Below are 24,282 nucleotides of genomic sequence, written 5' to 3'. Positions count from 1 at the left end.
CGCAAAACCCGCGGGAGCATGTGTTAGAGCGATGACGTTTCGATGACATTGATGTTCCGCCGCCCGGCCGCGTCAAGCCGCCTTGGTCAGACATCCCGAAGCAGCTCGGCCGCCAGGGCCCGGGTGACGGGGCGGCCGAGGCGCAGGGCCTCGCTGTCCAGCAGGTCCACAGCCCGTCGTGCGGCGGCCGAGGACCGCTCCAGGCGAGTGGCGAGGTAGCTGACCACGCTCTCGTCCACCGCGAGCTGGCGGTCGGCGCAGAATTTGACGATCAGGCCGCGGAAGAGCTGGTCGTCAGGCGGCAGCAGCGAGACAACGGGGACGGCGCGGAGCCGCGAGCGCAGGTCGGCGAGTTCGATCTCGAGAGAAGCGGGCGCCTCGCGTCCGGTGAAGAGGACGTAGGCGCCGTCCTCGCGGGCCAGATTCATCAGATGGAACAGGGCGCGCTCGTCGAATTCCCCGGCCTTGGGATCCTCGACCACCAGCGCGCCGGTGACGAGCGCAGCCGGGACGGCTTCGGCGGTCAGCCCATTGGCCGTGGTCGAGCGGGCGCCTGAAGCCTCTGCCCAGATCGCGGCGAGATGGCTCTTGCCGCTTCCTTCCGGGCCGGCCAGCCACATGATCCGGCTCGGCCATTCCGGCCAGGCGTCGATGAGGGCTAGACCGGCGGCGTTGACGGGGCCTTCGAGGAAATTGTCCCGGCTCAGGCTCTCCGCATGCGGAAGCGAAAACGCCAATTGTCGGGGATGAACGCGGCCTGGCACGCTTGCTTTGCTCCGTGCCGGCGTGCCGGCTTCGTTTGACGAGATGCGACTTAATCGAGCGGGAGTTGGCCTTTTACGGGGCTGCTTCCCAACTCACTTGGCCTCGATCGTGCTCATGTGCCGCAACCATTCGACAAGATAGAGCGACACGGAGGAGAGCGTGAAGACCGTGACGAGGCCCATCAGGATTATATCATACGGACCGGGTTTGAAGCCGAAGGCGAGGGCGGCCAGCACCAGCGCCGCGAACGCCACCTGGGCCACAGTGTTGAGCTTGGATACCTTCGAGGGCTTCATCTCCACAGGCCGGTCGAACAGCCACGATATGATCACGGCAGCGACGATCATGATGTCGCGCGAGACCACCAGGATGACGATCCAGCGCGGAATCGCGCCCCAGATGCCCAGCGCCATGTAGATCGAGACCAGCAGCGCCTTGTCGGCGAGCGGGTCGAGCAACGCGCCGAGCTCGCTCGTCATGTTGAAGCGCTTGGCAAGGAAGCCGTCGACCGCGTCGCTGATACCGGCGATCAGGAAGACGGCGAACGCCACCTCCATTTGGCTCGACACGATGGCCCAGACGATGATCGGGACCAGCATGATGCGGCCCAAAGTAATGATGTTCGGTATACTCACACGGCGCTTCCCGGCACCCGGCCTGACCTCGAATTCGGCCCTTTGGAGGCTGAACCGGTTGATATCTCTACATAGTATACGGCGGCGCGCCATGCGAGCCATTGCGCGTCCCCGGAATTCGACGTAACCAGCCGCAAACCCACTGGAAATCGGGCATGACCGACCGCAAAAACGGCCTCACTTACGCCGATTCAGGCGTCGATATCGACGCGGGCAACCGCTTGGTCGACCTGATCAAGCCGATGGTGCGCGCCACCGCACGGCCCGGCGCCGACGCCGAAATCGGCGGATTCGGCGGCCTGTTCGATCTCAAGGCGGCCGGTTTCAAGGATCCCATCCTGGTGGCCGCGACCGATGGCGTCGGCACCAAGGTCAAGATCGCGATCGAGACCGGCCTGCATGGCGGGATCGGCATCGACCTCGTCGCCATGAGCGTCAACGACCTCGTGGTACAGGGCGCCGAGCCGCTGTTCTTCCTCGACTATTTTGCCTGCGGCAAGCTCGATCCGGAGGCGACCGCGTCGATCGTGGCCGGTGTCGCCGAAGGCTGTCGCGAATCCGGCTGCGCCCTGATCGGCGGCGAGACGGCCGAGATGCCCGGCCTCTACAAGGACGGTGACTACGACCTCGGCGGCTTTGCCGTCGGCGCCGCGGAGCGGGGCGCGCTCTTGCCGCGCAAGGACATTGCTGCCGGCGATGCCGTGATCGGGCTCGCCTCGTCGGGCGTGCACTCCAACGGTTTCTCGCTGGTGCGCAAGATCGTGGAACAATCCGGCCTCGGCTTCGGGGCGCAGGCGCCGTTTGCGCCCGTCATGACGCTCGGCGGCGCGTTGCTGACGCCGACGCGTCTCTACGTCAAATCCTGCCTGCGCGCGATCCGCGAGACCGGCGCGGTGAAGGGGCTTGCCCACATCACCGGGGGCGGCTTCACCGACAACATTCCGCGCGTGCTGCCGAAGCATCTCGGCGTCGGTATCGATCTGGCGCGGCTGCCAGTGCTGCCGGTGTTCAAATGGCTGGCCGCGCAGGCCGGCATTGCCGAGCTCGAAATGCTGCGGACCTTCAATTGCGGGATCGGCATGATCGCGATCGTCGAGCCGGACAAGGTCGAAGAGGTCGTCGAGGTCTTCGCCGATGCCGGTGAGACCGTGGCACAGCTCGGCACCGTGATCCCGGCCGAGGGCGAGCACCGCGTCGTCTATAACGGCCATCTCGATATGGCGCTGTAGTGACCGGCGCTGTGATGAAACGCCGCGTCGCCATCCTGATTTCCGGCCGTGGCTCCAACATGGCTGCGCTGATCAAGGGCGCGGCCGCGCCGGATTTTCCGGCGGAGATTTCGCTCGTCATCTCGAACAAGGCCGATGCGCTAGGGCTGGAAAGGGCCAAAGCGAGTGGCGTGAAGACGCTGGTGATCGAAAGCAAGCCGTTCGGCAAGGACCGCGCCGGCTTCGAGAAGGTGCTGCAAGCAGCGCTCGATCGGCACGGCATCGAGCTGATTTGCCTCGGCGGCTTCATGCGCCTGTTCACGGCCGAATTCACCAAGGCCTGGTACGGGCGGATGCTCAACATCCATCCCTCACTGCTGCCGTCCTTCCCCGGTCTCGACCCGCACGGCCAGGCTTTGCGCGCCGGCGTCAAGCTGTCCGGCGCGACGGTGCACTTCGTGATCCCCGAGACCGATGCCGGCCCTATCGTGATGCAGGGCGCGGTTCCCGTCAGCGACCACGACACGGCGGACACGCTGTCGGAGCGTATCCTCGAAGTCGAGCACCGCATCTATCCCGCAGCACTGAGCCTGCTCGCGACCGGCAAGGTCCGGATCGAGGGCGATGTGTGCAAAACCGCGGGCAGCGAGCCGTCGGAGAATTTTCTGGTTGCGCCGTTGGTGCGGTGAAGCGCCGTCGCACTCGGAATACTTCTCATCCCAAACAAAAACCCCCGGCAGAGCCGGGGGCAACGTCATGATCTCTTGCGCAGACCGCGAGAGAAATCAGGAAACCTTGAGGTTCTCCGCGGATGCCTTGCCGCGGTTCTCCACGAGGTCGTATTCAACCACCTGATTTTCATTGAGGGTCGAGAGTCCGGCGCGCTCGACGGCGGAGATGTGGACGAAGACGTCCTTGTCACTGCCGTTCGGCTTGATGAACCCATAGCCCTTGGTCGGGTTGAACCATTTGACGGTGCCCTTTTGCGGCATCCTCAGTCTCCTCCGCTAGATACAAAAACGACGCGGCCGCTTTTCGCGTGCCACGCCACAAACGGGCTTCCGGTAGTCTGTTCGAGTCTTGAGTCTCAATATCGCGAAACGCACAGTCGAGCGGCCAATTCCGATTGTGTCCGATATTGCAACATGAAAATCGCCCGTTAGCAAGCCGCGCGCGAATTTCAAGAGCCCGACCGGAGTACCCGACCGCAATTTGCGACCTGTGGCCGCGGAACCACAATCGGAAGCAATGCCTTTGCCTGGACGCGCCAGCCGGTTGACCCTCAGTAACAGTTCGGCACAAATCGCGGCACGCGTGCGCCGCTTCTGTTGCATTTTTGGGCGCCGCCCTTTGCTTCGGGATTTGTCGCCATGTGCTGCATTTCGCAGCCCTCAGAGACACGGCAGGCGATCAGGCTGAACCGCGTCCGTTGGATCGCGGCTTCCGTGGCGTTTGCGCTCATTGTGGTACTCTCGACGACATCAGGCTTTGCGCAAAGTCCGACGCCCACGCCGACCCCGACTCCCACGCCGTCACCGACGCCGATTCCGATGCCGACAGCGACCAATTACGACCAGTCGGCCGGCAACAGCGCGCTCAATCTCGGCTCGAATTTCCTGGAGCGGCTCGGCAACCAGGCATCTGGCGGCATCAACCGGGCGTTTCGGACCAATCCCGGCGGCGGCGGCGCATCGGCGGGCGCGGAAGATCCGCGCTACCGCACCTGGTTCGAGGGCTACGGCATCTCGGTCCGGACAGATGCGCAAGGAGACTTTGTCGGCGACAAGCGCAAGACGTTTGGCGGTGTCGCAGGCTTCGGCGCGCGGCTCGCGCCGGGTGTCAATCTCGGCTTCTCCGTCGACCAGAGCCACACCGACATCGACGTGCCGCTCGCACTTCAGTCTGCGACGCTGGACCTGACGCAACTCGGCTTCAGCGGCTCCGTCGACAAGGGCCCATGGACCTGGGCTTTCGCCCTGGTGCACGGCTTCGGCAAGGTCCGCTCGAGCCGGGATACGGGTCTGGGACTTGCGACCGCGGGTTATCGCGCCGCAGTCGACGGCGCCCTGACCGAGATCAGTTATTACTGGACCAAGGACCAGATGCGCGTCGTACCGAAGGGCGCACTGGAATATGTCCGCGCCACCAGCGTCGCGTTCCAGGAGGTTGGCGGCCTCGATCCACTCAATGTCGGCTCGACGGCGCTCTCGCGCGGGCGGGTCATGATCGGAGCCGAGATCGGGCGCTACTTCATCTTCGACCAGAAGATCCTGGACCTGTCCGCCTATGGCAAGTTCGTCGACAATTTCCATCAGAACCTGGGATCGGTGCAGGTCAGCCTCGGGACCCAGAGCATCGTCGTGCCCGGCATCGGCGAGAGCCGCTACGGCATGGATGCCGGCGCCTCGGCCTCGCTCAGCCTGACCAACACGGCGCGGCTCTACGTCAATTACGACGGCAAGTTCCGCAACGAGCTGACGTCGCACCAGGGCACGGTCGGCTTCGAACATCGGTGGTGAGGCGAAGCCTGCCCGCGTCGGCCCAGAGGAGGATCCGGAAAACTGCGACGCGGTTTTACGAAAGGATCATGCTCGAGTTTTAAGTCGGCATTGCCGCGACATATCCCGCCAATCCAAAACCCTCGCGCGCGGCCGTCATCATCGGCGCCAGCGCGTCCGGGTGGATGAACTCGTCGCGGAAACAGGGATGGATCTTGGGGTCGAAGATTTTCTTCAGCCAATCGACCACGATCTTGTGGCGCTCGGAGGCGCGGAATTCCTTGTGATAGGTGAGCCAGAGATCGGCGTGGTGGCTGACGCCGAGATCGACGGCAACAAGCGGGGCGCCGAGCGCGATCGAAACCGTCGGCAGGAATCCGATGCCGGCGCCGCGCTCCACCGCATAGAGCACGCCGACCGAGGAATTGGTCTTGATCCCGACGATGCCCTCGAGCGACTCAAGTCCGAGCACGCGGGCATAAGCGCCGTCGTCGACCTGCGGGGCGCTCTGCTTGATGATGCGGTGGTTCTTCAGCTCGGCCAGGCTCGCCGGCACGCCGTAGAGGTTTTCGTACTCCTTGGACACGAAGGGATAGATGTGCAGCCGGCCGAGCTTGGCGACGATCAGATCGGGATTGGTCGGCGGCTCGAGCTGGATCGCGATATCGGATTCGAGCCGCGCGACGTCGGCCTGTTCCATCGCGCAGCGCAGGTCGACGGTGATCTTGCGATAGGTCTTCTGGAAGTCGATCAGTCGCGGCAGGATCCAGAAATTGCCGGGGCCTTCCGTCACCGCGACGCGCACGGTGCCTGACATATCGTTCGACGATCGCGAAGCACGCCGGAACACGTTGAAGGCATGACGCTCCATGTGCGCGACGTCGGCGATCATCGCGCTGCCTTCGTCGCTGAGCGTGAGCCCGCTCTGGTCGCGCAGGAACAGCTTGCAGTCGATGCTCTCTTCGAGCCGGTCGATCCTGCGCATCAGGGTGGTGGAGGTGAGCCCGAGCTCCTCGGCGGCGTTGCGGAAACTTTTATATTTTGCGCAAGCTAAAAACAGTTTCAAATCGTCCCAGGACATATCCAGGGCTTCTTCACGGTGCTGCATCACCGCAGCACCCCGGTGCAATAACTGTTGCATACGCCTGATCCCCAGCCGCTAAGCTCTTGGTCATAGCGGGGCACGAAAGCCGCAAACGATAGAGGGGTGACATGGGTATGGAAAGGGGCTCGTTTGCCGCAAGGCATGATTTCGACGCGCTGCCGCTCAGTCCGGATGTCGACGTACGTCGCGCCCAATTTTCCGAAATCGCCGCGCTTTCGCAGCTGGCGCACCGGCTGGTGCCGGGCGTTCGGATCGGGGCGACTGAGCTTGCAAAATATTTCGCCTACGATCCCGAGAGCATCCTGACTTTCAGCCGGAAGGGCAACCTCGTCGGGGGCATGGCTTTCCTGTTTCTCAACGATCGCGGGCACGATGCGCTGCTGCTCGACGAGATCTGCCTCACCGCGCCGGAGACGCGCCATCTCGCGTCCGCGAAGGAGGACGTTTCCGCCATCTACATCTGGGCGATCGCTGCGACGGGGCGCGGCGTCGCCGGTCTCGGCAAGGCCGCGGCTCATCTGAGACAGCTAAGGTTTCGCAACGCGGATTGCTATGCGCAGCCGTCAACCGTGGCCGGCCGCGACATCATGAAGGCGACAGGCTTCGAGCCTGTTCCAAGCTTCCAACCCGACCTGTGGTGCTACGAGCGGCCCTGGCATCGGCAGCCGATGCGCATGCCGGGCGCGATCATTCAAGCAAGGAGTTTTGCAGATGCACGGTACTAGGATTCCGCTCGCGAAGCCCGATTCCCGCGCCATCACCATTCGCCTCGCGCGCGATCTCAGCGATCTCATGCTGGTCACCTCGATCCGCTCAGCCGTCTATCTCGCCGAGCAGGATTGCCCGTTCGACGAGGAGTTCGACGGCAACGACATGGTCGCTGCGCATTTCATCGGCTATGTCGGCAACGAGCCTGCGGGCTGTCTGCGGGTGCGGTTCTTCGGCGATTTCGCCAAGGTGGAACGGCTTGCGGTGCGGCACCAATATCGGCGCTCGCGTGTCTCGTTCAAGCTGGTACAAGCGAGCGTCGACTATGTGAAGCGCAAGGGCTTTCGCAAGATTTACGGCCAGGCGCAGGACCGCCTGGTCGATTTCTGGGCCCATTTCGGCGCCAAGCCGCTTGGTCACAATCGCAAGATCACCTTTTCCGACTTCTCCTACACGGAAATGCTGCTGGAGATCGAACCGGGCCCGGATGCCATTACGCTGGACAGCGATCCGTACGTGATCATCCGCCCCGAGGGCGATTGGGACCGGCCGGGCGTGCTCGACGCCTCGGCAGGACGGGCCGTGACGTCGCCGCTGCGGGACGTCGCGCTCGCTGGCCGTTGAAACTGGTGCAGCTGCGCGCAAAACCATGCTGGTTTCCATCACCGACGATCCGCCGATCCTGGTCTGCGCGGATCTCCAGGTCGAATACCTGACCCCCGGACGTCGCCACGTCATCCTCGACGGCGATGCCGCGACCGCGCGCTGCGTGGAACTGCTGACGTTCTGGCGCGACAATCTCTGGCCGGTGATGCATCTGAAGCGCATCGCGCAGGCGGCCTGGTTCAATCCGGCATCCAAGCTGACCGATTGGATCGCGGAGGCGAAGCCGCGGCCGGGAGAGATGACGTTCGAGCACCCGCTGCCGTCGGCCTACAGTTCGGCGCGTTTTGTGGACTACATGTCCAATATCCGCAATGTCCGTTGCGTGCTCGCGGGCTTTTCCCTGGACGAAACTGTCCTGGCCACCGCTATCGACGGGTTTCACCGCAGTCATCGCTACCAGGTGGTGGCCGACGCCGTCGCCTGCCGGCAGCCGGGAACAGGCGATGCCGCCGCCTACAAGCATGCGGTAGTGAATGTGATCGGGAATTTTGCTACAATCCAGTCCAGCGCCGAACTGATCAGAACCAGCGGCGCCGTTGCGGTGTAGGCGGCCGCAATCGACGGATGGAGTGGGACATTGTCACGGGGAGATCAGCTCGAGGAGCTGGCAAGCGACCTGTCGCGTGCCGCCGAGGCGGCGCGCCGTCTTGGTCTGCCCACGACGGTGTATCTGCTCTCGATGGCGCTGGTGGAGGTGCGGGAAGCCGCCGCCGCCGACAGCGACGGGAATGACGACGGCGCGGCGTGACAGCTGCCCGATGTGCGGCTTTGTGCAACGCTGCTGAGCGCTTGCTGCCGACGAATTGACGTTGCAAGTTTTGCGCGGTGGCAATAGCCAAGGAGCTGGATCATCGAGTGATGACGCTGGCCGCGCCGGCGACGTGACGCTTTCAAGGATGCCTGCAAATGTCCATGCTGCCCAATTCGCAAGAGGCCCGGGATGTGGCCTACCAGCTCCATCCTTACACCAACGCGCGCGCCCATCAGCAGGCCGGTCCCCTGGTGATCGAACGCGGCGAGGGCCCTTACGTGTTCGACGCCTCGGGCAAGCGCTATTTCGAGGCGATGGCAGGCCTGTGGAGCGTCGGGCTCGGCTTCAACGAGAAGCGGCTGGTCGAGGCTGCGCACAAGCAGATGCAGGCGCTGCCGTTCTATCACACGTTCTCCGCCAAATCGCACGGGCCCTCGATCGATCTTGCCGAGAAGCTGGTCGCGCTCGCGCCTGTTCCGATGAGCAAGGTGTTCTTCACCAATTCCGGCTCGGAGGCCAACGACACCGTTCTGAAGTTGATCGCCTATCGCTCCAATGCGCTCGGCCAGCCACAGCGCAAGAAGGTGATCAGCCGGATGCGCGCCTATCACGGCGTCACCATCGCGTCCGCCAGCCTCACCGGCCTGCCGAACAACCACCGCTCTTTCGACTTGCCGCTCCCGAACATCCTGCACACGGGCTCGCCGCATTTCTACAAGGACGGCGCGCCCGGGGAGAGCGAGGAAGCCTTCGCGACGCGGCGAGCCGAGGAGCTCGATGCGATGATCCAGAAGGAAGGCCCGGACACGATCGCGGCGTTCTTCGGTGAGCCGGTGATGGGCGCGGGCGGCGTCATCGTGCCGCCGGCGACCTATTGGGACAAGATCCAGAAGGTTTTGAACAAGTACGACATCCTGTTGGTCGCCGACGAGGTCATCTGCGGCTTCGGCCGCACCGGCAAGATGTTCGGCTGCGAAACCTACGGCATCAAGCCCGACGCGATCGTGGTCTCCAAGCAGATCACATCGAGCTATTTCCCGCTGTCGGCCATCATGATGAACGATCGCATGTTCGAACCGATCGCCGATGAGAGCAACAAGATCGGCGTGCTCGGCCACGGTTTCACCGCGGGCGGCCATCCGGTGGGTTCGGCGATCGCGCTGGAGAATTTGAAAATCATCGAGGAGCGGGGCCTCGTTGCGCATGCCGCCGAGCTCGGTGGCTACATGCAAGGCAAGCTGCGTGAACTCACCAGCCATCCGCTGGTCGGCGAGGTCCGCGGTGTCGGCATGATCGCAGCGATCGAGCTGGTGCTGGACAAGGCGCGCAAGACCGCGGCGGCAACACCGGGCGCCGTCGGCGGCATGGCCAGCCGCATGCTGCAGGAGCGCGGCGTGATCTCGCGCAACATGCTCGACGCCATCGCCATCTGCCCGCCGCTGATCGTCACCAAGGCCCAGATCGACGAGCTGGTCGCGGCGATATCGGGCGTGCTGGACGACATGAAGCCGGAAGTGGCGAAGCTGACGCCGGCGTAGGGGGAAGCTTTCAGCTTTTGCCTCGTCATTGCGAGGAGCGAAGCGACGAAGCAATCCAGACTGACTCCGAGGAAAGATTCTGGATTGCTTCGCTGCGCTCGCAATGACGATGTGGCGAAAGCGAGGCATCGGGCCTATTCCGCCCGCTGAACCCCGATCACGCGGCCTTTCTCGACCGCCAGCGCCAGCTCGCCGCGCTTCAGTTTCAGTGCGGCCTCGCCGAACAGCTCGCGGCGCCAGCCGCGTAGCGCCGGCACGTCGGCCTCGTCGTCGGCCGCAATCTCCTCGAGATCGTCGACGGTCGCAATCACCTTGCTGGCGACCGCATGGCGCTCCGCGGTCATGCGCAGCAGCACCTTCAACAGCTCGACGATCGCGGCGCCATTGTTATTGTTGCGCGGCTTTTCCAGCTTCGGCAGCGTGGCGTGATCGCGCGCCAGCCCGCGCTCGACGGCGGCGACGATGTCGGCGCCCCATTTGGATTTCTCAAAACCCTTCGGCACGGAGCGCAGGTTTGCGAGCTTCTCGATCGTATTCGGCGCGTGGGTCGCGATGTCGCTGACGGCCTCGTCGCGCAGCACGCGGCCGCGCGGCACATCGCGGCTCTGCGCCTCCTGCTCGCGCCAGGCGGCGACCTCCATCAGGACCGCGAGGTCCTTGGGCTTGCGCACCCGCGTCTTGAGCCGTTCCCAGGCGCGCTCGGGGTGGAAGTCGTAGGTCTTGGGCGAGGTCAGGACCTCCATCTCGATCGAGACCCATTCGCTGCGCCGGCGCTTCTTGAGGTCGGCATCGAGCGCTGCGAACACGTCGCGCAGATGCGTGACGTCGGACACGGCGTAATGCATCTGCTCCTTGGTCAGCGGCCGGCGCGACCAATCGGTGAAGCGGTGGGTTTTGTCCGGGCGGTGTCCGGTGACCTTCTCGACCAGCGCGTCGTAGGCGATGCTGTCGCCGTAGCCGAGCACCATGGCCGCGACCTGGGTGTCGAACACCGGGTGCGGAATGATGTTGGCCTGGTGCCAGATGATCTCGATGTCCTGGCGGGCGGCGTGGAAGACCTTCAGCACAGCCTCATTGGCCATCAGCTCGAAGAACGGCTTGAGGTCGATGCCCGCGGCCAGGGTGTCGATGACGATCGCTTCCTCGGCGCTGGCCATCTGCACCACGCACAGCAGCGGGTAATAGGTGGTCTCGCGCAGGAACTCGGTATCGACGGTAATGACGGGGTGCTTGGCCAACCGGCTGCAGGCAGCCGCAAGGTCAGCGGTGGTGGTAATCAAATCCATGAACGGCCCATGACAAGTCCATCAGCCGTTCTGCCGAAAGCGCTGTGATGTCAAGGGGCTCGAAGCGAATTCGAGCCTTGCATTTGGGCCGGAATCGCATTTTCCGACGAAAATCCTATTCGTAGCGGACCCGCCGGGAGGGTTTGCGCGCGCAAGGCAGTGCCACCACGACCACGCACATGGCGACCAGCGCCAGCCCCAGGAACTCGAAAACCAATAGATCCACGGCAAAACCCCTCAGAAACATTGCTAAACTTGTCTGGGGCGAATTGAGGGTCTGTTAATTCTCGTGGTTACCGGCGGCGGGCCGGGCCGGATGGTGGACGCGGGGTTAACGGGGGCGACCGTCCAAAACGAAATCGGCGCCCCGCAGGACGGGCGCCGACGTTGGTTTTACGTTGCAGCAGGCCTTACGGCAGCTTCAGCGACGTCTCCGCGTTGTACGGCTTGAGCGTCTCGTCGGCGGCCTTCTGGGCGGCGACGAGGGCTTCCTTCGGCTGCTTCTTGCCGTTGAGGACCAGCATCACCTCGTCCTCCAGTGTCTTGCGGACGGGCACGGTCTTGTAGGTCGCGAACCAGGGCTTGGCGACGTCGAGCTGCTCGACGGCGGTCTTGGCGTCCGGGTTCTTGTTCAGGAATTCGACCATGTCAGGCGTCTTGTAGGCGGCCATGTTGGGCGCGAAATAGCCGGTGGCGCGGCTCCACCAGCCGCTCTTCTCGGGCGAGGTCATCCACTTGATCAGGGTCCAGGCGGCCTTCTGCTTGTCGGCTTCCTGGCCCGCGGGAACGATCAGCGAGGCACCGCCGATCGGCACCGCGTTGCGGACGTTGCGCGGGATGAAGGCGACCTTGTAGGCGAACTTGGCGTTGTCACGCACATAGGTCAGCGAGCCGGTCGAGAGCATCATCATCGCGGCGTTGCCGGAGATGAAGGAGGTGCTGACGGCGGGGCCAGGCGTCGCGCCCAGCGGGTGAACCTTGTGCTTGGTGACGAGGTCGTTCCACCAGGTCAGCGCGCCCAGCATCGAGGGCGTGTCGTAATAGACCTCGCCGCCGAACTCCTCGTTGTAGTAGCGCCCGCCATTGGTCATGGTGAGCGTTTCCATCATCCACCCGCAATAGTCGTAGGCGCAGGGGATCGCGATGCCCCATTGGGTCACCTTGTCACCCTCGCGCTTCGTGAGCTTCTTGGCCCAGTCGGTCAATTCGGCCCAGGTCTGCGGCGGCTTGCTCGGATCGAGGCCTGCTTCCTTCGCCTTGTCGGCGTTGATGTAGAGCAGCGGCGTCGAGTTATGGAATGGCACGCCATAGACCGAGCGATTGATCACCGCGTTACCCTGTAGCGCTGGAAAGAACTGGCCCAGAAACTGCTCCTTGGTGGTGCCGTCGGCGGCGATCAGGGGATCGAGGTTTGTGAGCTCGTTCTCGATCTGCATATCGAGCAGAAAGTTCGCCGACATGATCACGGCAGCCGGCGGCTTGCCGGCCTTGATCGAGGCGCGCGTCTTGATCAGCGTGTCGTCATAGGAACCGGTGTAGACCGCGGTCGCCTTGATCGCAGGATGTCCCTCGTTGAATTCCTTGATCAGGGTGCCCATGTCGCGGGCGAGCTTGCCGTCGACGGGGACGGGGAAGAACAGGTCGATCTCGGTCGGGCCTTCGGCCAGCGCCGGGAAGGTGAGGGCGCTTGCCAAAGTGCCTGCAATGGCAAAACCAAGCATGAGCCTGCGGGAAAACAGCATCGAGAAATCTCCTATTTGATGCCTGAGGTGACGAAAGAGCTGATGAAGCGTTTCTGGAAGATCAGGAAGGTGACGAGCAGCGGCGCGATCACCATCAGCGTGCCCGCGGCAATGGTGCCCCAGGCCTGCGTGCCTTCCGCGGTCGCGGTGAACACGGAGAGCCCGACCGTGAGCGGCCGCTTGTCCGGCGAATTGATCACCATCAGCGGCCACAGGAAGTCGTTCCAATGGCTGGTCACGGAGATGATGGCAAAGGCCGAGAAGCTCGGCATCGACAGCGGCACGTAGATGTGGCGGATGCGCTGGAGCAGGCTGGCGCCGTCGATCAGGGCAGCGTCTTCCAGCTCGGTCGGTATCGCCTCGAACGCTTGCCGCATCAGGAAGGTGCCGAAGGCGGAAGCGAAGAACGGCATCATCACGCCGGTGAGCGTGTCGTAGAGGCCGAGCTGCGCCACCAGGCTCAAATTGGGCACGATCAGCAGCACCGGCACCAGCATCAGCTGCATCAGGAACAGATAGAAGATCAGCGATTTTCCGGCGAAGTCGAGCCGCGCAAAGGCAAAGCCCGCCAGTGTGATCGTGAAGACCTGCACCAGGAGAATGCCGGTGCAGATGATGATGGTGTTGAGGGTGTAGCGCGGGAAATCGCCGATCTCCCAGGCGTCCCTGACGTTGTCGAGCGTCGGCTTCAGGCTCGGCATCAGCTCGGCCATGAGATTGATGCCGTCGGATGCCGGGCGCAGCGTCGCCACACCCATCCACAGGAACGGGATCAGCCAGACCACCGCGAGCAGCACGGTCAGCGCAAAGCCGAGCTTTGGCGTGATCTCGCGGCGGGTGGCGAGCGGGACGTCCCTGAACAGACGGTCGAACAGCCTCATGACCTGCCCCCGCGGTTTGCCATCGTCCGGAAGGAGAGCGCGGTGAGGCCCATCAGCGCCGCAAGCGTCAGCAGTGTCGCTGCCGAAGCCTTGCCGATGTCGTAGTGCTCGACCGCCTGTTGGTAGATGTAGAACAGCACGAGATTGGTCGCGTTGGACGGCCCGCCCTTGGTCATGACGAAGACGTGGTCGACCTGCGTGACCGCGTTGAGTGTGGCGATGACCGTGACGAACAGGAAGGTGGGTTTGAGCTCCGGCAGGATGATATGGCGCAGCCGCTGGTACGGCCCGGCGCCGTCGAGATGCGCGGCTTCCATGACGTCTTCCGGCACGGCCTGAAGGCCGGCCAGGAAGAACAGCATGTAGTAGCCGGCGTTCTTCCAGATCGTGATGACCATGATCGCATAAAGCGCGATGTCGGAATCGCCGAGCCAGTTCGGCAGCACCGGAAGCAGGCTGCCGATGTAATAGTCGAGCAGCCCGACATTGGGCAGGAAGATGAACAGGAATAGCGCGGAGGCCGCGACCATCGGAATCAGCACCGGCAAAAACAGCGCGGCGCGCAGCGCGCTGGTCACGGCATTGGTGCGCGCCAGCGCCAGCGCGAACAGCAATGCGAGGGCGATGCTCGGGACCGCGGTGCCGACGGCATAGACGAGATTGTTGACGACCGCGCCGGTGAAGGCGGGATCCGCAAGCACCGCTGCGATGTTGTCGAGACCGACGAAACGGACCGGCGCCCTAGGCGTGGCGCGCTGGTACAGCGCGTCGATGAGCACGCGGCCCATCGCACCATAGGTGAACAGCGCGAGGAAGACGAGCGAGGGCAGCAGCAGGAGATAGGCCGGCAGCGAGGTCTTGAAGCGGTGAGAGAACCGCTTCAGGGCACGCAGGCGCGGCGCCGCCGAGGCCGCGACCGGGAGAGCCGCGGGTTCTGCGAAGCTCATCTCATCGCGCCGGGAAATTGAGCGCATAGTCGCGGCCGTCCACTCCCGCCGGTGGTTCGAAGGGAAAGCGCAGACTGCTGTCGAGGAAGTCGTGGCTGTGCACGACCAGGTTCTCGCCGTCGATCAGCACCACGCCGTAGGCCGGCGGCTCATGGCTGGCGAGATGCTCGGCCGCGGCAGCGTCGAGCTCGAACCAGACCTGGTGGTTGGTGCCGCGAAGCGTCGAGAACGGGATCTTGCCGTAGCTGCCGAAGATCGGCCGGTGCACGTGGCCGAAGAAGAGGTGGCGGATGCGTGAGCGATAGGGCGCGATCACCTCGGCGAACTCGGCGCTCTGTGCCAGCGAAATCTCGTCCATCGCATGGACGCCGACCGGGAACGGCGGATGATGCATAAAGACCACGAACGGCATCTCCGCCGGCGCCGCAGCCAGCGTGCTTGCGAGCCAGCCCAGGCGCTTGGCGCACATCTCGCCGGCGTGGCTGGTTTCGTCCAGCGTGTCCAGAAACACGAACAGACCGTGCTCGGTGGTGCGCGTGCCCTGCACGAAACCGTTCGGATCGCGCGGGGCGGACCTCAAGCCGTCCAGACAGGCGACACGGCGGTCGTGATTGCCGACCATGGCGATGTAGGGGATTTTCAACGCCGCCATTGCGTCGGCGAAATTGGCGTAGGATTCAGCCTCGCCCCAATGGGTGAGGTCGCCGGTCACCACCGCGAAGGCGGCATCGACGTGATGCTCGTTGATGTCGGCAATCGCAGCGTCCAGTCGGGCGCGCGGGTCGAGGCCATACAGCTTCAGCCCGGGGTTCGCGAGATGCGTGTCGGTGATGTGGATGAACTTGAAGGGCATGGCGCTTGTCAGGACCGTTGGAGGATGGGCGCCTCCGGCAAGACAGCCCTGACAGGCCGTTAGAGCGCGAGTGTTTCAGTTTGATGACAGCGGTTCCCGAGGCGCGAGGCGTCCACAAGCTCGGCTCGGTAGGGTCGATTAGCCGAAGGCGTAATCCACAACTGTGAGCCAACTTCAAGTTGTGCTATTGCTGCTCTAACGGGTGGCAATCTCAACATGACAGGCGAGTTCGGTGAGCGGGCTTGATGATCGCGGCCGCGTCAGTCGTAGGGTGGATTAGCGAAGCGTAATCCACCTCTTCACTTTCCGCTTGTTGAGAGAGAGGGTGGATTACGCCTTCGGCTAATCCACCCTACGCACCGAGTTCGTAGCTACGTCCCGCAGAACGTCTGCAGCACTCGCTGCTCTGGCAGCGGGGGATCGGCGTAGGCGGCGTAGTCCGGCTGGTCCTCGAACGGCTTGGCCAGTACCTTCACCAATTCCTCGAACGGCGTGTAATCGTCGTTGTTGACCGCCGCCTGGATCACGGCCTCGACGCGGTGGTTGCGCGGGATGAACATCGGGTTGACGGCGTGCATGGTGGCTTGCCGTTCGGCTGCGGTTTGCGGCTCAAGCGCCGTGCGCTCGCGCCAGCGCCTGGCCCATTCATCGAACGCCCCGGGGTCCATGAACTGGGCACGTGCATCGTCGGCAGCCGGATCGCCAGCGGCGTCACCGAGTTTGCGGAAGGTGAGGGTGAACTCGGCCTGGTTCTTCGCCATGGCGTCGAGCAGGTCCTGGATCAGCGCATCGTCGCCATCGCGTTCCGTGAACAGGCCGACCTTCTTGCGCAGGCCCGCCTGATAGGCGTCGCTGAACGTCTCGGAGAAGGCGCCGAGAATGTCCTGGGCTTCCGCGACCGCCTTTTCCTGATCGTCGGAGAACAGCGGCAGCAGGCATTCGGCCAGCCGCGTCAGATTCCACAGCGCGATGCGCGGCTGGTTGGCATAGGCGTAGCGGCCCATCTCGTCGATCGAGGAAAACACCTGCGCCGGATTATAGGAATCCATGAATGCGCACGGACCGTAATCGATGGTCTCGCCTGATATCGATGAGTTGTCGGTGTTCATCACGCCGTGGATGAAGCCGACCAGCAGCCAGCGTGCGACGAGATCGGCCTGGCGCGCGACGACGCCGGACAGCAGCGCGTGATAGGGCCGCTCGGCGCCGAGGAGTTCCGGATAGTGGCGGGCGATCACATGGTCGGCGAGCCTCCGGATCGCATCGGTGTCGCGGCGGACCGCGAAGAACTGGAAGGTGCCGACGCGGATGTGGCTCGAGGCGACGCGGGTCAGCACCGCGCCGGGCAGCGCGGTTTCGCGGATGACGTGCTCGCCGGTGACGACGGCGGCGAGCGAGCGCGTCGTCGGGATGCCCAGCGCGAACATCGCCTCGCTCACGATATATTCGCGCAGCACCGGCCCGAGCGCGGCACGGCCGTCGCCGCGGCGGGAGAACGGAGTGGGTCCCGAGCCCTTGAGCTGAATGTCGCGGCGGATGCCGTCCTTGTCGATGACTTCGCCGAGTAGCACCGCCCGTCCGTCGCCCAGCTGGGGCACGAACTGTCCGAACTGGTGGCCGGCGTAGGCCATGGCGATGGGATCGGCGCCGGCGGGAACCGTTTTGCCGGCCAGAATTTCGGCCCCCTCAGGGGTCTCCAGCACATCAGGATCGAGCCCGAGCTGGACCGCCAGCGGCCGGTTCAGCTTGATCAGCCGGGGCGCCGCCACCGGCGTCGGTGCGACCCGGGCGAAAAAGCTGTCCGGCAGCGCCGAATAGGAGTTCTGGAACGGGAAATGGACTGTCATGGCCTCAAGATAGGCGTGGAACGCCTGATGGCAAAGGCTTGAGCCCGGATTGGGCAAAAATGGGCACTTCCAGCCGAAAACGGGCCGTTCCCTTGGTTGCCGCCCTCCGCCTCGTCGGGTAAACCCTGCCGCAACTTTCGCATAGGGCCATTCGCCCTATCGATTCGATCCTCCGACATTGAATTTGGGACGACCATGCATCGCTACCGGTCACATACATGCGGCGCGCTCCGCGAGAGCAACATCGGCGAGACGGTCCGCCTTTCAGGCTGGGTCCATCGCGTTCGCGACCATGGCGGCGTGCTGTTCATCGACCTCCGCGACCATTACGGCCTGACCCAGTGCGTGGTCGATCCGGACTCGCCGGCGTTCTCGCAGGCCGAGAAGCTGCGTTCGGAATTCGTGGTCAAGATGGACGGCAAGGTCCGCCGCCGCCCCGAAGGCACCGACAATGACGATTTGCCGACCGGCAAGATCGAGATCTATGTCAGCGACATCGAAGTGCTGGGCCCGGCCGGTGATTTGCCACTGCCGGTGTTCGGCGACCAGGAATATCCCGAGGACATCCGCCTGAAGTACCGCTTCCTCGACCTGCGCCGCGAGAAGCTGCACCAGAACATCATGACGCGCGTCGAAATCATCAAGTCGATGCGCCGGCGCATGGAGGGGCAGGGCTTCTTCGAGTTCAACACGCCGATCCTGACCGCGTCCTCGCCGGAGGGCGCGCGCGACTTCCTGGTGCCGTCGCGCATCCATCCCGGCAAGTTCTACGCGCTGCCGCAGGCGCCGCAGCAGTATAAGCAGCTGTTGATGATGTCGGGCTTTGATCGCTACTTCCAGATCGCGCCCTGCTTCCGCGACGAGGACCCGCGCGCGGATCGTCTGCCGGGCGAATTCTACCAGCTCGACGTCGAAATGAGTTTTGTGACTCAAGAGGACGTCTTCTCGGCTATGGAGCCTGTCATCACCGGCGTGTTCGAGGAGTTCGCCAAGGGCAAGCCGGTGACCAAGGGCTGGCGCCGGATTCCGTTCGCGGAAGCCTTGCGCAAGTACGGCTCCGACAAGCCGGACCTGCGCAATCCGATCGAGATGCAGGACGTCTCCGAACACTTCCGCGGCTCCGGCTTCAAGGTGTTCGCGCGCATGTTGGAGGACCCCAAGAACCAGGTGTGGGCGATCCCGGCGCCGGGCGGCGGTTCTCGCGCCTTCTGCGACCGCATGAATTCCTGGGCGCAGGGCGAGGGACAGCCGGGCCTTGGCTACATCATGTGGCGCGAGGGCGGCGAAGGTGCCGGTCCGCTTGCCAACAACATCGGTGCTGAGCGCACCGCCGCGATCCGCGCGCAGATCGGCGTGAAGGAAGGCGATGCCGCGTTCTTCGTCGCCGGCGATCCCGACAAGTTCTGGAAGTTCTCAGGCTTGGCCCGCAACAAGGTCGGCGAGGAGTTGAACCTCACCGACAAGGAGCGGTTTGAGCTGGCCTGGATCGTCGACTTCCCGATGTACGAGTACAACGAAGAGGACAAGAAGGTCGACTTCTCGCACAACCCGTTCTCGATGCCGCAGGGTGGCCTCGATGCCTTGAAGGGCCAGGACCCGCTGACCATCAAGGCGTTCCAGTACGACATCACCTGCAACGGCTACGAGATCGCCTCGGGCGGAATCCGCAACCACGTGCCGGAAGCGATGGTGAAGGCGTTCGAGATCGCCGGCTATGGTGAGCAGGAAGTCGTCGATCGCTTCGGCGGCATGTACCGCGCCTTCCAGTACGGCGCGCCGCCGCATGGCGGCATGGCCGCCGGCGTTGACCGCATCGTCATGCTGTTGTGCGGCACCAACAATCTGCGCGAGATCTCGCTGTTCCCGATGAACCAGCAGGCCATGGACCTCCTGATGGGCGCGCCGTCGGAGCCCACCCCCAAGCAGCTCCGCGAGCTGCACGTGAAGGTGAATTTGCCGCAGAAGTGAGCGGGTGCCCCGGACGCAGCGCAGCACGTAGTGATGCGCTGCTGAGCCGGGGCCCAGTCTCAGCGATCAGCAAGCTTCTGGATCCCGCGTCATTGCATGCCGCGACGCGTCCGGGACACGAAATCCAACTACAGCCCCGTCGACGCCTCGATCCTGAACTGCGCAAGCGCGCTCTGTGGGTCGGTTTGCAAGAGCTGCATCAATTGCATCAGTGGTGCCTTGGCGCGTGGGGACAGCTTAATGGAAAGCGTCTGGCCCGGCGTCTCGACGAAGCGGGCGATCGCGTCCACGGCCGCGTTCGCATCCGGATTGACGGAAGCAACTTGCTCCCGTTTAGCCTTGATGCTCTCGACGAGCGCCTGGCGTGCGGTATCGCGGCTGACATTCTGCATGCGCGCGAACTGCGCCGCCACGAGATCGACAACGCCGCTATCGCGCAATGAGAATTCGAGCGTGCCCGCCTCGATCCGGGCCGCCTGGCCCATGAGCTGGGCGGGATCGGCCGAAAACACCTCGCGTGGTACGTTGCCGAGCGCGATACGCAGTTGCGCTCTTGCGATCCCTCCGATGTCGAGGGTCGCGGGCGTCAGAGCGAAGCTGTTGGACTGTTCGGTCCAGGCAGCGCCGAGATCGAGATCGATCGCGAGCTTGTCGATCCCGCTGGCAATCAATGGAATCTGTTTTGGGTCGGATGGATCGGCCGGCGTGACAAATTGGGCAACCACATGCACCTTGCTCGGGATCGAGCCGACCAGCTGCCCCCAGTCCAGGCTCAGTGTGTCGATCATGACCAGCTTCTTGGTGGTCTTGAACGGCGCTGTCACGCCCTTGATCTCCGCGCCTGCGAGCACGCCGAACAGCCCGAGCATCTGATCCGGCGAGGGGGGCTGTCCGGGATGGGTGAGGCCTGCTGCCCAGCGCATCAAATTCGCCGTGCTGAAGGATTTCAGCGCGAAGCGCTCCATCTTGAACTGTCCTTGCGGAGACGGCGTGTCGACGCCTTCGACCGCGAACTCGCCGTCGCGATATCGGATGGCATTAACCGTGGCTGTTCCTTGCGGCGTGCCGACCGACATCTTGCCGATTTCGGCCTTACCGATGCGAAGACCCTCATAGACCCCGGCGAGCTTCTCCAGCAACTCGCGTGACTGTGCCGGTGTCGGCGGGGCCGATTGATCCCGTGGCAGCGCGGCAAATATCTCGGCCAGCCGGAATTTCGACGGCTGCACGGCGATGTCATCGATGGCGAAGCCGTCGATCTGGAGGCGCACGCCATCGAGGATGACGATGTAAGGCCCTGACGAAATCTGTCGGTAGATCTGATGATAGCTGCCGTCATTTGCCTTCTCCGGATCGAGCGTGGCGAGCATGCCGCCTGCATCGAAATCGTTCATGACGAAATTCGACATTTCTACCGTGACCTTGTCGGACTTGCGCGGCTGGGGCAGCTTGAACGTGGAGGTGAACAGATCCGCTTTGGTCGCCTCGACCTTGCCGCGTCTCAGGTTTTTCATCACCAGACCGGAATAGGCGAAATCGCCGCCGCCTGGATTGGCCGTACCGGGCTTGCCGTTGACGGTGACGGTGATCGTCGGTACCTCGATCGACGACGCCGTGACGCCGCTGAACTGTTCGAGGCCAAATCGATACAGCTCGGTGATGGCGTTCGAGGCCGGCAGGCGCTGGGCACGAATCGCCCCGGCGTAGTCCCTTATGGTGGCCTGCGGGATCTTGTAGGCGGTCTTGACTTGCGAGGAGCCGACCGAACTGTCGATTGCGAATTCGATCCCCGAGACCTCGATGGCATCGGCCGAGAAGGTCACGTCGTCGATCTGGCGCACGCCGATCGCCTTGACGCCGGCAATCCTGGCCGGCAGTTGCGACGGCTGGCTCGGCTCAACGACGACGTCCTCTATCGTGAGGGTGCGCGTGGGCAGATCGAAGGCGACCTTGCCGTGGCTGGCCTTGCCACCTTGCACGCGGATCTGCTCGAAGGCCGCCTCGATCTCGGCGGTGACGCGATGCTTTGCGTAGAGATTGAAGCCGAACCATCCGCCGACGGCCACCGCGGCCACCACGATCAGGCCGATCAGGATTCGCTTCATTCCCAGCTCCAGTTGCTCGCGTTGCACGACGCAACCTGCCATATTCGCAAAGCAACGCGCGGTCCAGGGAAAGTGAACGCTATCAGATATTTGACGGCGCGCCCTGTTGATGGGGCCGCAATCGGATGTTGCCACCGGGGCGCCCGGCGTGCTTCATCCCGTTTCCATGACCCGGAAATACCACCGGAAGGCGGGCCGGTCAGGACAACGTAGTTTGAGGCCGGTAACGCGAGGCGAGACACCGCATGTCGTCTTATTCCGATGATCTCCACCAGGCGGCGCTGGCCTATCACCGTCTGCCGCGCCCCGGAAAGCTCGAGATTCAGGCGAGCAAGCCGCTCGCCAACCAGCGTGACCTCGCGCTGGCCTATTCTCCCGGCGTCGCCGCCGCCTGCATGGAGATCGCCAAGAATCCGGCGGAAGCGGCGACGCTGACGATCCGCTCCAATCTGGTCGCCGTGGTTTCGAACGGCACCGCCGTGCTCGGCCTCGGCAATATCGGTCCGCTGGCCTCGAAGCCGGTGATGGAGGGCAAGGCGGTCCTGTTCAAGAAATTTGCCGGTATCGACGTGTTCGACATCGAGATCGCGGCCGATACCATCGAGCGCGTGGTCGAGACGGTGGCCGCGCTCGAGCCGACCTTCGGCGGCATCAATCTCGAGGACATCCGCGGACCGGAATGCTTCGAGATCGAGGCGCAGCTCAAGGAGCGCATGAAGATCCCGGTCTTCCACGACGACCAGCACGGCACCGCGATCATCGTCGCCGCCGCGATCACCAATGGCCTGCGCCTGAACGGCAAGAACCTGTCGGACGTCAAGATCGTGGCATCGGGAGCAGGGGCCGCAGCGCTCGCGACACTGAACCTGCTGGTGTCGATGGGCGCGCAGCGCAAGAACATCTGGGTCTGCGACATCGACGGCCTCGTTCACGAAGGTCGCAACACCACGATGGACCGTTGGAAGGCGGTCTATGCGCAGAAGACCGACAAGCGCACGCTCGCCGACGTCATCGGCGGCGCCGACATCTTCATCGGCCTCTCCGCACCGGGCGTGCTCAAGCCCGAGATGGCCAAGGCGATGGGCGACAAGCCGCTCATCATGGCGCTCGCGAATCCGACGCCGGAGATCATGCCGGAGGAGGCGCGCAAGGTGCGTCCCGATGCCATGATCTGCACCGGCCGCTCCGATTTTCCGAACCAGGTCAACAACGTCCTGTGCTTTCCCTTCATCTTCCGCGGCGCGCTCGATGTCGGCGCCAGCGCCATCAACGAGGAGATGAAGCACGCCGCCGTCGAGGCCATCGCGCAGCTCGCGCGCGAGGCGCCGTCCGATGCGGTCGCGCAAGGCTTCGATACCGGCGAGACGCAAGGGTTTGGCCCGGGCTCGCTGATCCCGAGTCCTTTTGATCCGAGGTTGATCCTGCGCATCGCGCCGGCGGTGGCGAAGGCGGCGATGGAATCGGGCGTTGCGACCCGGCCCATCACCAATTTCGACGAGTACACCGCGCTGCTCGAGCGCTTCGCGTTCCGCTCCGGCCTCGTCATGAAGCCGATGTTCGCGAAGGCCAAGACCCAGCCGGTGCGCGTGATCTACGCCGAAGGCGAGGACGAGCGCGTGCTGCGCGCGACCCAGGTGGTGCTGGAAGAAAAGCTGGCGACGCCGATTCTGGTTGGACGACCGTCCGTGGTCGAGGCGCGCATCAAGCGCTTCGGCCTGTCGATCAAGGCCGGCAAGGATTTCGACCTCGTCAATCCCGAGGACGATCCGCGCTACCGCTCCTACGTGCAATCCTATGTCGAGGTCGCCGGCCGCCGCGGCGTGACGCCGGATGCGGCGCGCACGGTGGTGCGCACCAACAACACCGTCATCGCGGCGCTCGCGGTGGTGCGCGGCGAGGCGGACGCCATGCTCTGCGGCGTCGAGGGCCGCTACATGAGCCATCTGCGCCATGTCCGCGAGATCGTCGGGTTCACGCCGGGGATCAGCGACTACGCGGCGCTGGCGCTGCTGATCACGAGCAAGGGCGCCTTCTTCATCGCCGACACCCAGGTGCGGCCCAATCCGAGCGCCGAAGAGCTCGCCGAGATCGCCTCGCTCGCGGCGGTCCACGTCCAACGCTTCAACATCAAGCCGAAGATCGCCTTCGTCTCGCATTCGGATTTCGGCAGCTACGACACGGAATCCTCGCGCAAGATGCGCCGGGCGACCCAGCTCCTGAAGGAGAAGCATCCGGAGCTCGAGGCCGACGGTGAGATGCAAGGCGACACCGCGCTCTCGGCCGCTGCGCGCAAAATGGTGCTGCCGCACTCCAACCTCGAGGGCGAGGCCAACATCATGATCATGCCAAGCCTCGACACCGCCAACGTCGCCTACCAGATGATCAAGTCGCTGGCGGACGCGCTGCCCGTCGGTCCGATCCTGATCGGCCCGGCGCGCCCGGCCCACATTCTCACCCCGTCGGTGACGGCGCGAGGCATCCTCAACATGACCGCGGTCGCTGTGGTGGAAGCGCAGGAGCGCGCGTCGCGGCAGCAGCCGACGCTGTTTACGTAGGGGCGGCCGCGCGAGAGGTGCAATCCCTTCTCCCCTTGGGAGAAGGTGGCGCGAAGCGCCGGATGAGGGGTTCTCTCCGCGCGACGAATCTCGAGAGTTGTCCCTGCCGATAGAAACCCCTCACCCGTGGCGGCCGCGGGGGGGGGGCCCCCCCCCCCCCCACCGGGGGGGGGGGGGCCCCCCCGGGGGGGGGTTTTTTTTATTAATATAATAGGCGGTTTACA

The 24,282-nt window shown here is 64.1% G+C and carries 21 protein-coding genes; 10 read left to right on the top strand and 11 right to left on the bottom strand.

The features are described from left to right. Window positions 1–86: 86 nt before the first annotated feature. Entirely contained in the window at window positions 87–764 is a 678-nt protein-coding gene (locus AC0L2J_RS02570; RefSeq protein WP_473387004.1) for a P-loop NTPase family protein, read from the bottom strand. A gap of 93 nt (window positions 765–857) precedes the next feature. After that, window positions 858–1,400 (bottom strand): CDP-alcohol phosphatidyltransferase family protein, encoded by a 543-nt coding sequence (locus AC0L2J_RS02565; RefSeq protein ID WP_026233129.1) that lies wholly within the window; start codon window positions 1,398–1,400, stop codon window positions 858–860. 155 nt (window positions 1,401–1,555) lie between these two features. On the opposite strand from AC0L2J_RS02565, the gene purM reads away from it, so the two are divergent. Further along, window positions 1,556–2,629: a phosphoribosylformylglycinamidine cyclo-ligase gene (gene purM, locus AC0L2J_RS02560; RefSeq protein WP_473387001.1), complete on the top strand. Its 1,074-nt coding sequence runs from the start codon at window positions 1,556–1,558 to the stop codon at window positions 2,627–2,629. Between the two features lie 14 nt (window positions 2,630–2,643). Then, window positions 2,644–3,297, top strand: a complete 654-nt coding sequence (gene purN, locus AC0L2J_RS02555) for a phosphoribosylglycinamide formyltransferase (protein WP_473386998.1) — start codon at window positions 2,644–2,646, stop codon at window positions 3,295–3,297. Between the two features lie 96 nt (window positions 3,298–3,393). Here the strand turns inward: purN and AC0L2J_RS02550 are convergent, their stop codons facing one another. Then, window positions 3,394–3,600, bottom strand: a complete 207-nt coding sequence (locus AC0L2J_RS02550) for a cold-shock protein (protein WP_007591938.1) — start codon at window positions 3,598–3,600, stop codon at window positions 3,394–3,396. Between the two features lie 378 nt (window positions 3,601–3,978). Between AC0L2J_RS02550 and AC0L2J_RS02545 the strand changes: the two genes are divergently transcribed. Next, window positions 3,979–5,127 (top strand): autotransporter outer membrane beta-barrel domain-containing protein, encoded by a 1,149-nt coding sequence (locus AC0L2J_RS02545; RefSeq protein WP_473386996.1) that lies wholly within the window; start codon window positions 3,979–3,981, stop codon window positions 5,125–5,127. 79 nt (window positions 5,128–5,206) lie between these two features. Here AC0L2J_RS02545 and AC0L2J_RS02540 read toward each other — a convergent pair whose 3' ends face one another. Next, window positions 5,207–6,247: a LysR family transcriptional regulator gene (locus tag AC0L2J_RS02540; protein ID WP_473386995.1), complete on the bottom strand. Its 1,041-nt coding sequence runs from the start codon at window positions 6,245–6,247 to the stop codon at window positions 5,207–5,209. A 71-nt stretch (window positions 6,248–6,318) separates the two neighbouring features. Here AC0L2J_RS02540 and AC0L2J_RS02535 point away from each other — a divergent pair, with 71 nt between their 5' ends. The 5 genes from AC0L2J_RS02535 (at window position 6,319) to AC0L2J_RS02515 (ending at window position 9,874) form a co-directional block, all read left to right on the top strand. Beyond that, window positions 6,319–6,936, top strand: coding sequence for a hypothetical protein (locus AC0L2J_RS02535; protein WP_007609400.1), 618 nt, complete (start codon window positions 6,319–6,321; stop codon window positions 6,934–6,936). Then, window positions 6,923–7,543 (top strand): GNAT family N-acetyltransferase, encoded by a 621-nt coding sequence (locus AC0L2J_RS02530; protein WP_007591919.1) that lies wholly within the window; start codon window positions 6,923–6,925, stop codon window positions 7,541–7,543. Before AC0L2J_RS02535 ends, AC0L2J_RS02530 begins: the two co-directional genes overlap by 14 nt. 25 nt (window positions 7,544–7,568) lie before the next feature. Beyond that, the gene (locus tag AC0L2J_RS02525) at window positions 7,569–8,132 is read left to right on the top strand and encodes an isochorismatase family protein (protein ID WP_007609401.1); all 564 of its coding nucleotides are present in this window, start codon (window positions 7,569–7,571) and stop codon (window positions 8,130–8,132) included. Window positions 8,133–8,162: 30 nt separating this feature from the next. Beyond that, window positions 8,163–8,333: a hypothetical protein gene (locus AC0L2J_RS02520; protein WP_007609402.1), complete on the top strand. Its 171-nt coding sequence runs from the start codon at window positions 8,163–8,165 to the stop codon at window positions 8,331–8,333. A 158-nt stretch (window positions 8,334–8,491) separates the two neighbouring features. Further along, window positions 8,492–9,874 carry an aspartate aminotransferase family protein gene (locus tag AC0L2J_RS02515; RefSeq protein ID WP_473386993.1) on the top strand — a complete coding sequence of 461 codons (1,383 nt, stop codon included), beginning with the start codon at window positions 8,492–8,494 and terminating at the stop codon, window positions 9,872–9,874. Window positions 9,875–10,008: 134 nt separating this feature from the next. Here AC0L2J_RS02515 and rnd read toward each other — a convergent pair whose 3' ends face one another. The 6 genes from rnd to AC0L2J_RS02485 all read right to left on the bottom strand — a co-directional run bounded on the left by rnd (window position 10,009) and on the right by AC0L2J_RS02485 (window position 17,430). Then, the gene (gene rnd, locus AC0L2J_RS02510) at window positions 10,009–11,160 is read right to left on the bottom strand and encodes a ribonuclease D (protein WP_007609405.1); all 1,152 of its coding nucleotides are present in this window, start codon (window positions 11,158–11,160) and stop codon (window positions 10,009–10,011) included. A 410-nt stretch (window positions 11,161–11,570) separates the two neighbouring features. Next, entirely contained in the window at window positions 11,571–12,902 is a 1,332-nt protein-coding gene (locus AC0L2J_RS02505; RefSeq protein ID WP_473386992.1) for an ABC transporter substrate-binding protein, read from the bottom strand. An 11-nt stretch (window positions 12,903–12,913) separates the two neighbouring features. Continuing rightward, window positions 12,914–13,783 carry a carbohydrate ABC transporter permease gene (locus AC0L2J_RS02500; protein ID WP_473386990.1) on the bottom strand — a complete coding sequence of 290 codons (870 nt, stop codon included), beginning with the start codon at window positions 13,781–13,783 and terminating at the stop codon, window positions 12,914–12,916. Next, on the bottom strand, window positions 13,780–14,730 hold the full coding sequence (locus AC0L2J_RS02495) for a carbohydrate ABC transporter permease (protein WP_473386988.1): 951 nt from the start codon (window positions 14,728–14,730) through the stop codon (window positions 13,780–13,782). The genes AC0L2J_RS02500 and AC0L2J_RS02495 overlap by 4 nt, the downstream gene beginning before the upstream one ends. Before the next feature lies 1 nt (window position 14,731). Next, window positions 14,732–15,583, bottom strand: a complete 852-nt coding sequence (locus AC0L2J_RS02490; RefSeq protein WP_473386987.1) for a phosphodiesterase — start codon at window positions 15,581–15,583, stop codon at window positions 14,732–14,734. A 371-nt stretch (window positions 15,584–15,954) separates the two neighbouring features. Then, window positions 15,955–17,430 carry a protein adenylyltransferase SelO gene (locus tag AC0L2J_RS02485; protein ID WP_473386985.1) on the bottom strand — a complete coding sequence of 492 codons (1,476 nt, stop codon included), beginning with the start codon at window positions 17,428–17,430 and terminating at the stop codon, window positions 15,955–15,957. A 195-nt stretch (window positions 17,431–17,625) separates the two neighbouring features. Here AC0L2J_RS02485 and aspS point away from each other — a divergent pair, with 195 nt between their 5' ends. Next, the gene (gene aspS, locus AC0L2J_RS02480) at window positions 17,626–19,398 is read left to right on the top strand and encodes an aspartate--tRNA ligase (RefSeq protein ID WP_473386984.1); all 1,773 of its coding nucleotides are present in this window, start codon (window positions 17,626–17,628) and stop codon (window positions 19,396–19,398) included. A gap of 128 nt (window positions 19,399–19,526) precedes the next feature. Here aspS and AC0L2J_RS02475 read toward each other — a convergent pair whose 3' ends face one another. Continuing rightward, entirely contained in the window at window positions 19,527–21,503 is a 1,977-nt protein-coding gene (locus AC0L2J_RS02475; protein WP_473386982.1) for a hypothetical protein, read from the bottom strand. A gap of 245 nt (window positions 21,504–21,748) precedes the next feature. Between AC0L2J_RS02475 and AC0L2J_RS02470 the strand changes: the two genes are divergently transcribed. After that, window positions 21,749–24,058 carry an NADP-dependent malic enzyme gene (locus AC0L2J_RS02470; protein WP_007609425.1) on the top strand — a complete coding sequence of 770 codons (2,310 nt, stop codon included), beginning with the start codon at window positions 21,749–21,751 and terminating at the stop codon, window positions 24,056–24,058. Window positions 24,059–24,282: the final 224 nt, after the last annotated feature.

It is taken from the genome of Bradyrhizobium sp. MV1.5, from assembly GCF_055807615.1.
Note: the sequence above shows the minus strand (reverse complement) of the source record. Positions and strands in the feature narration are given on the sequence as shown.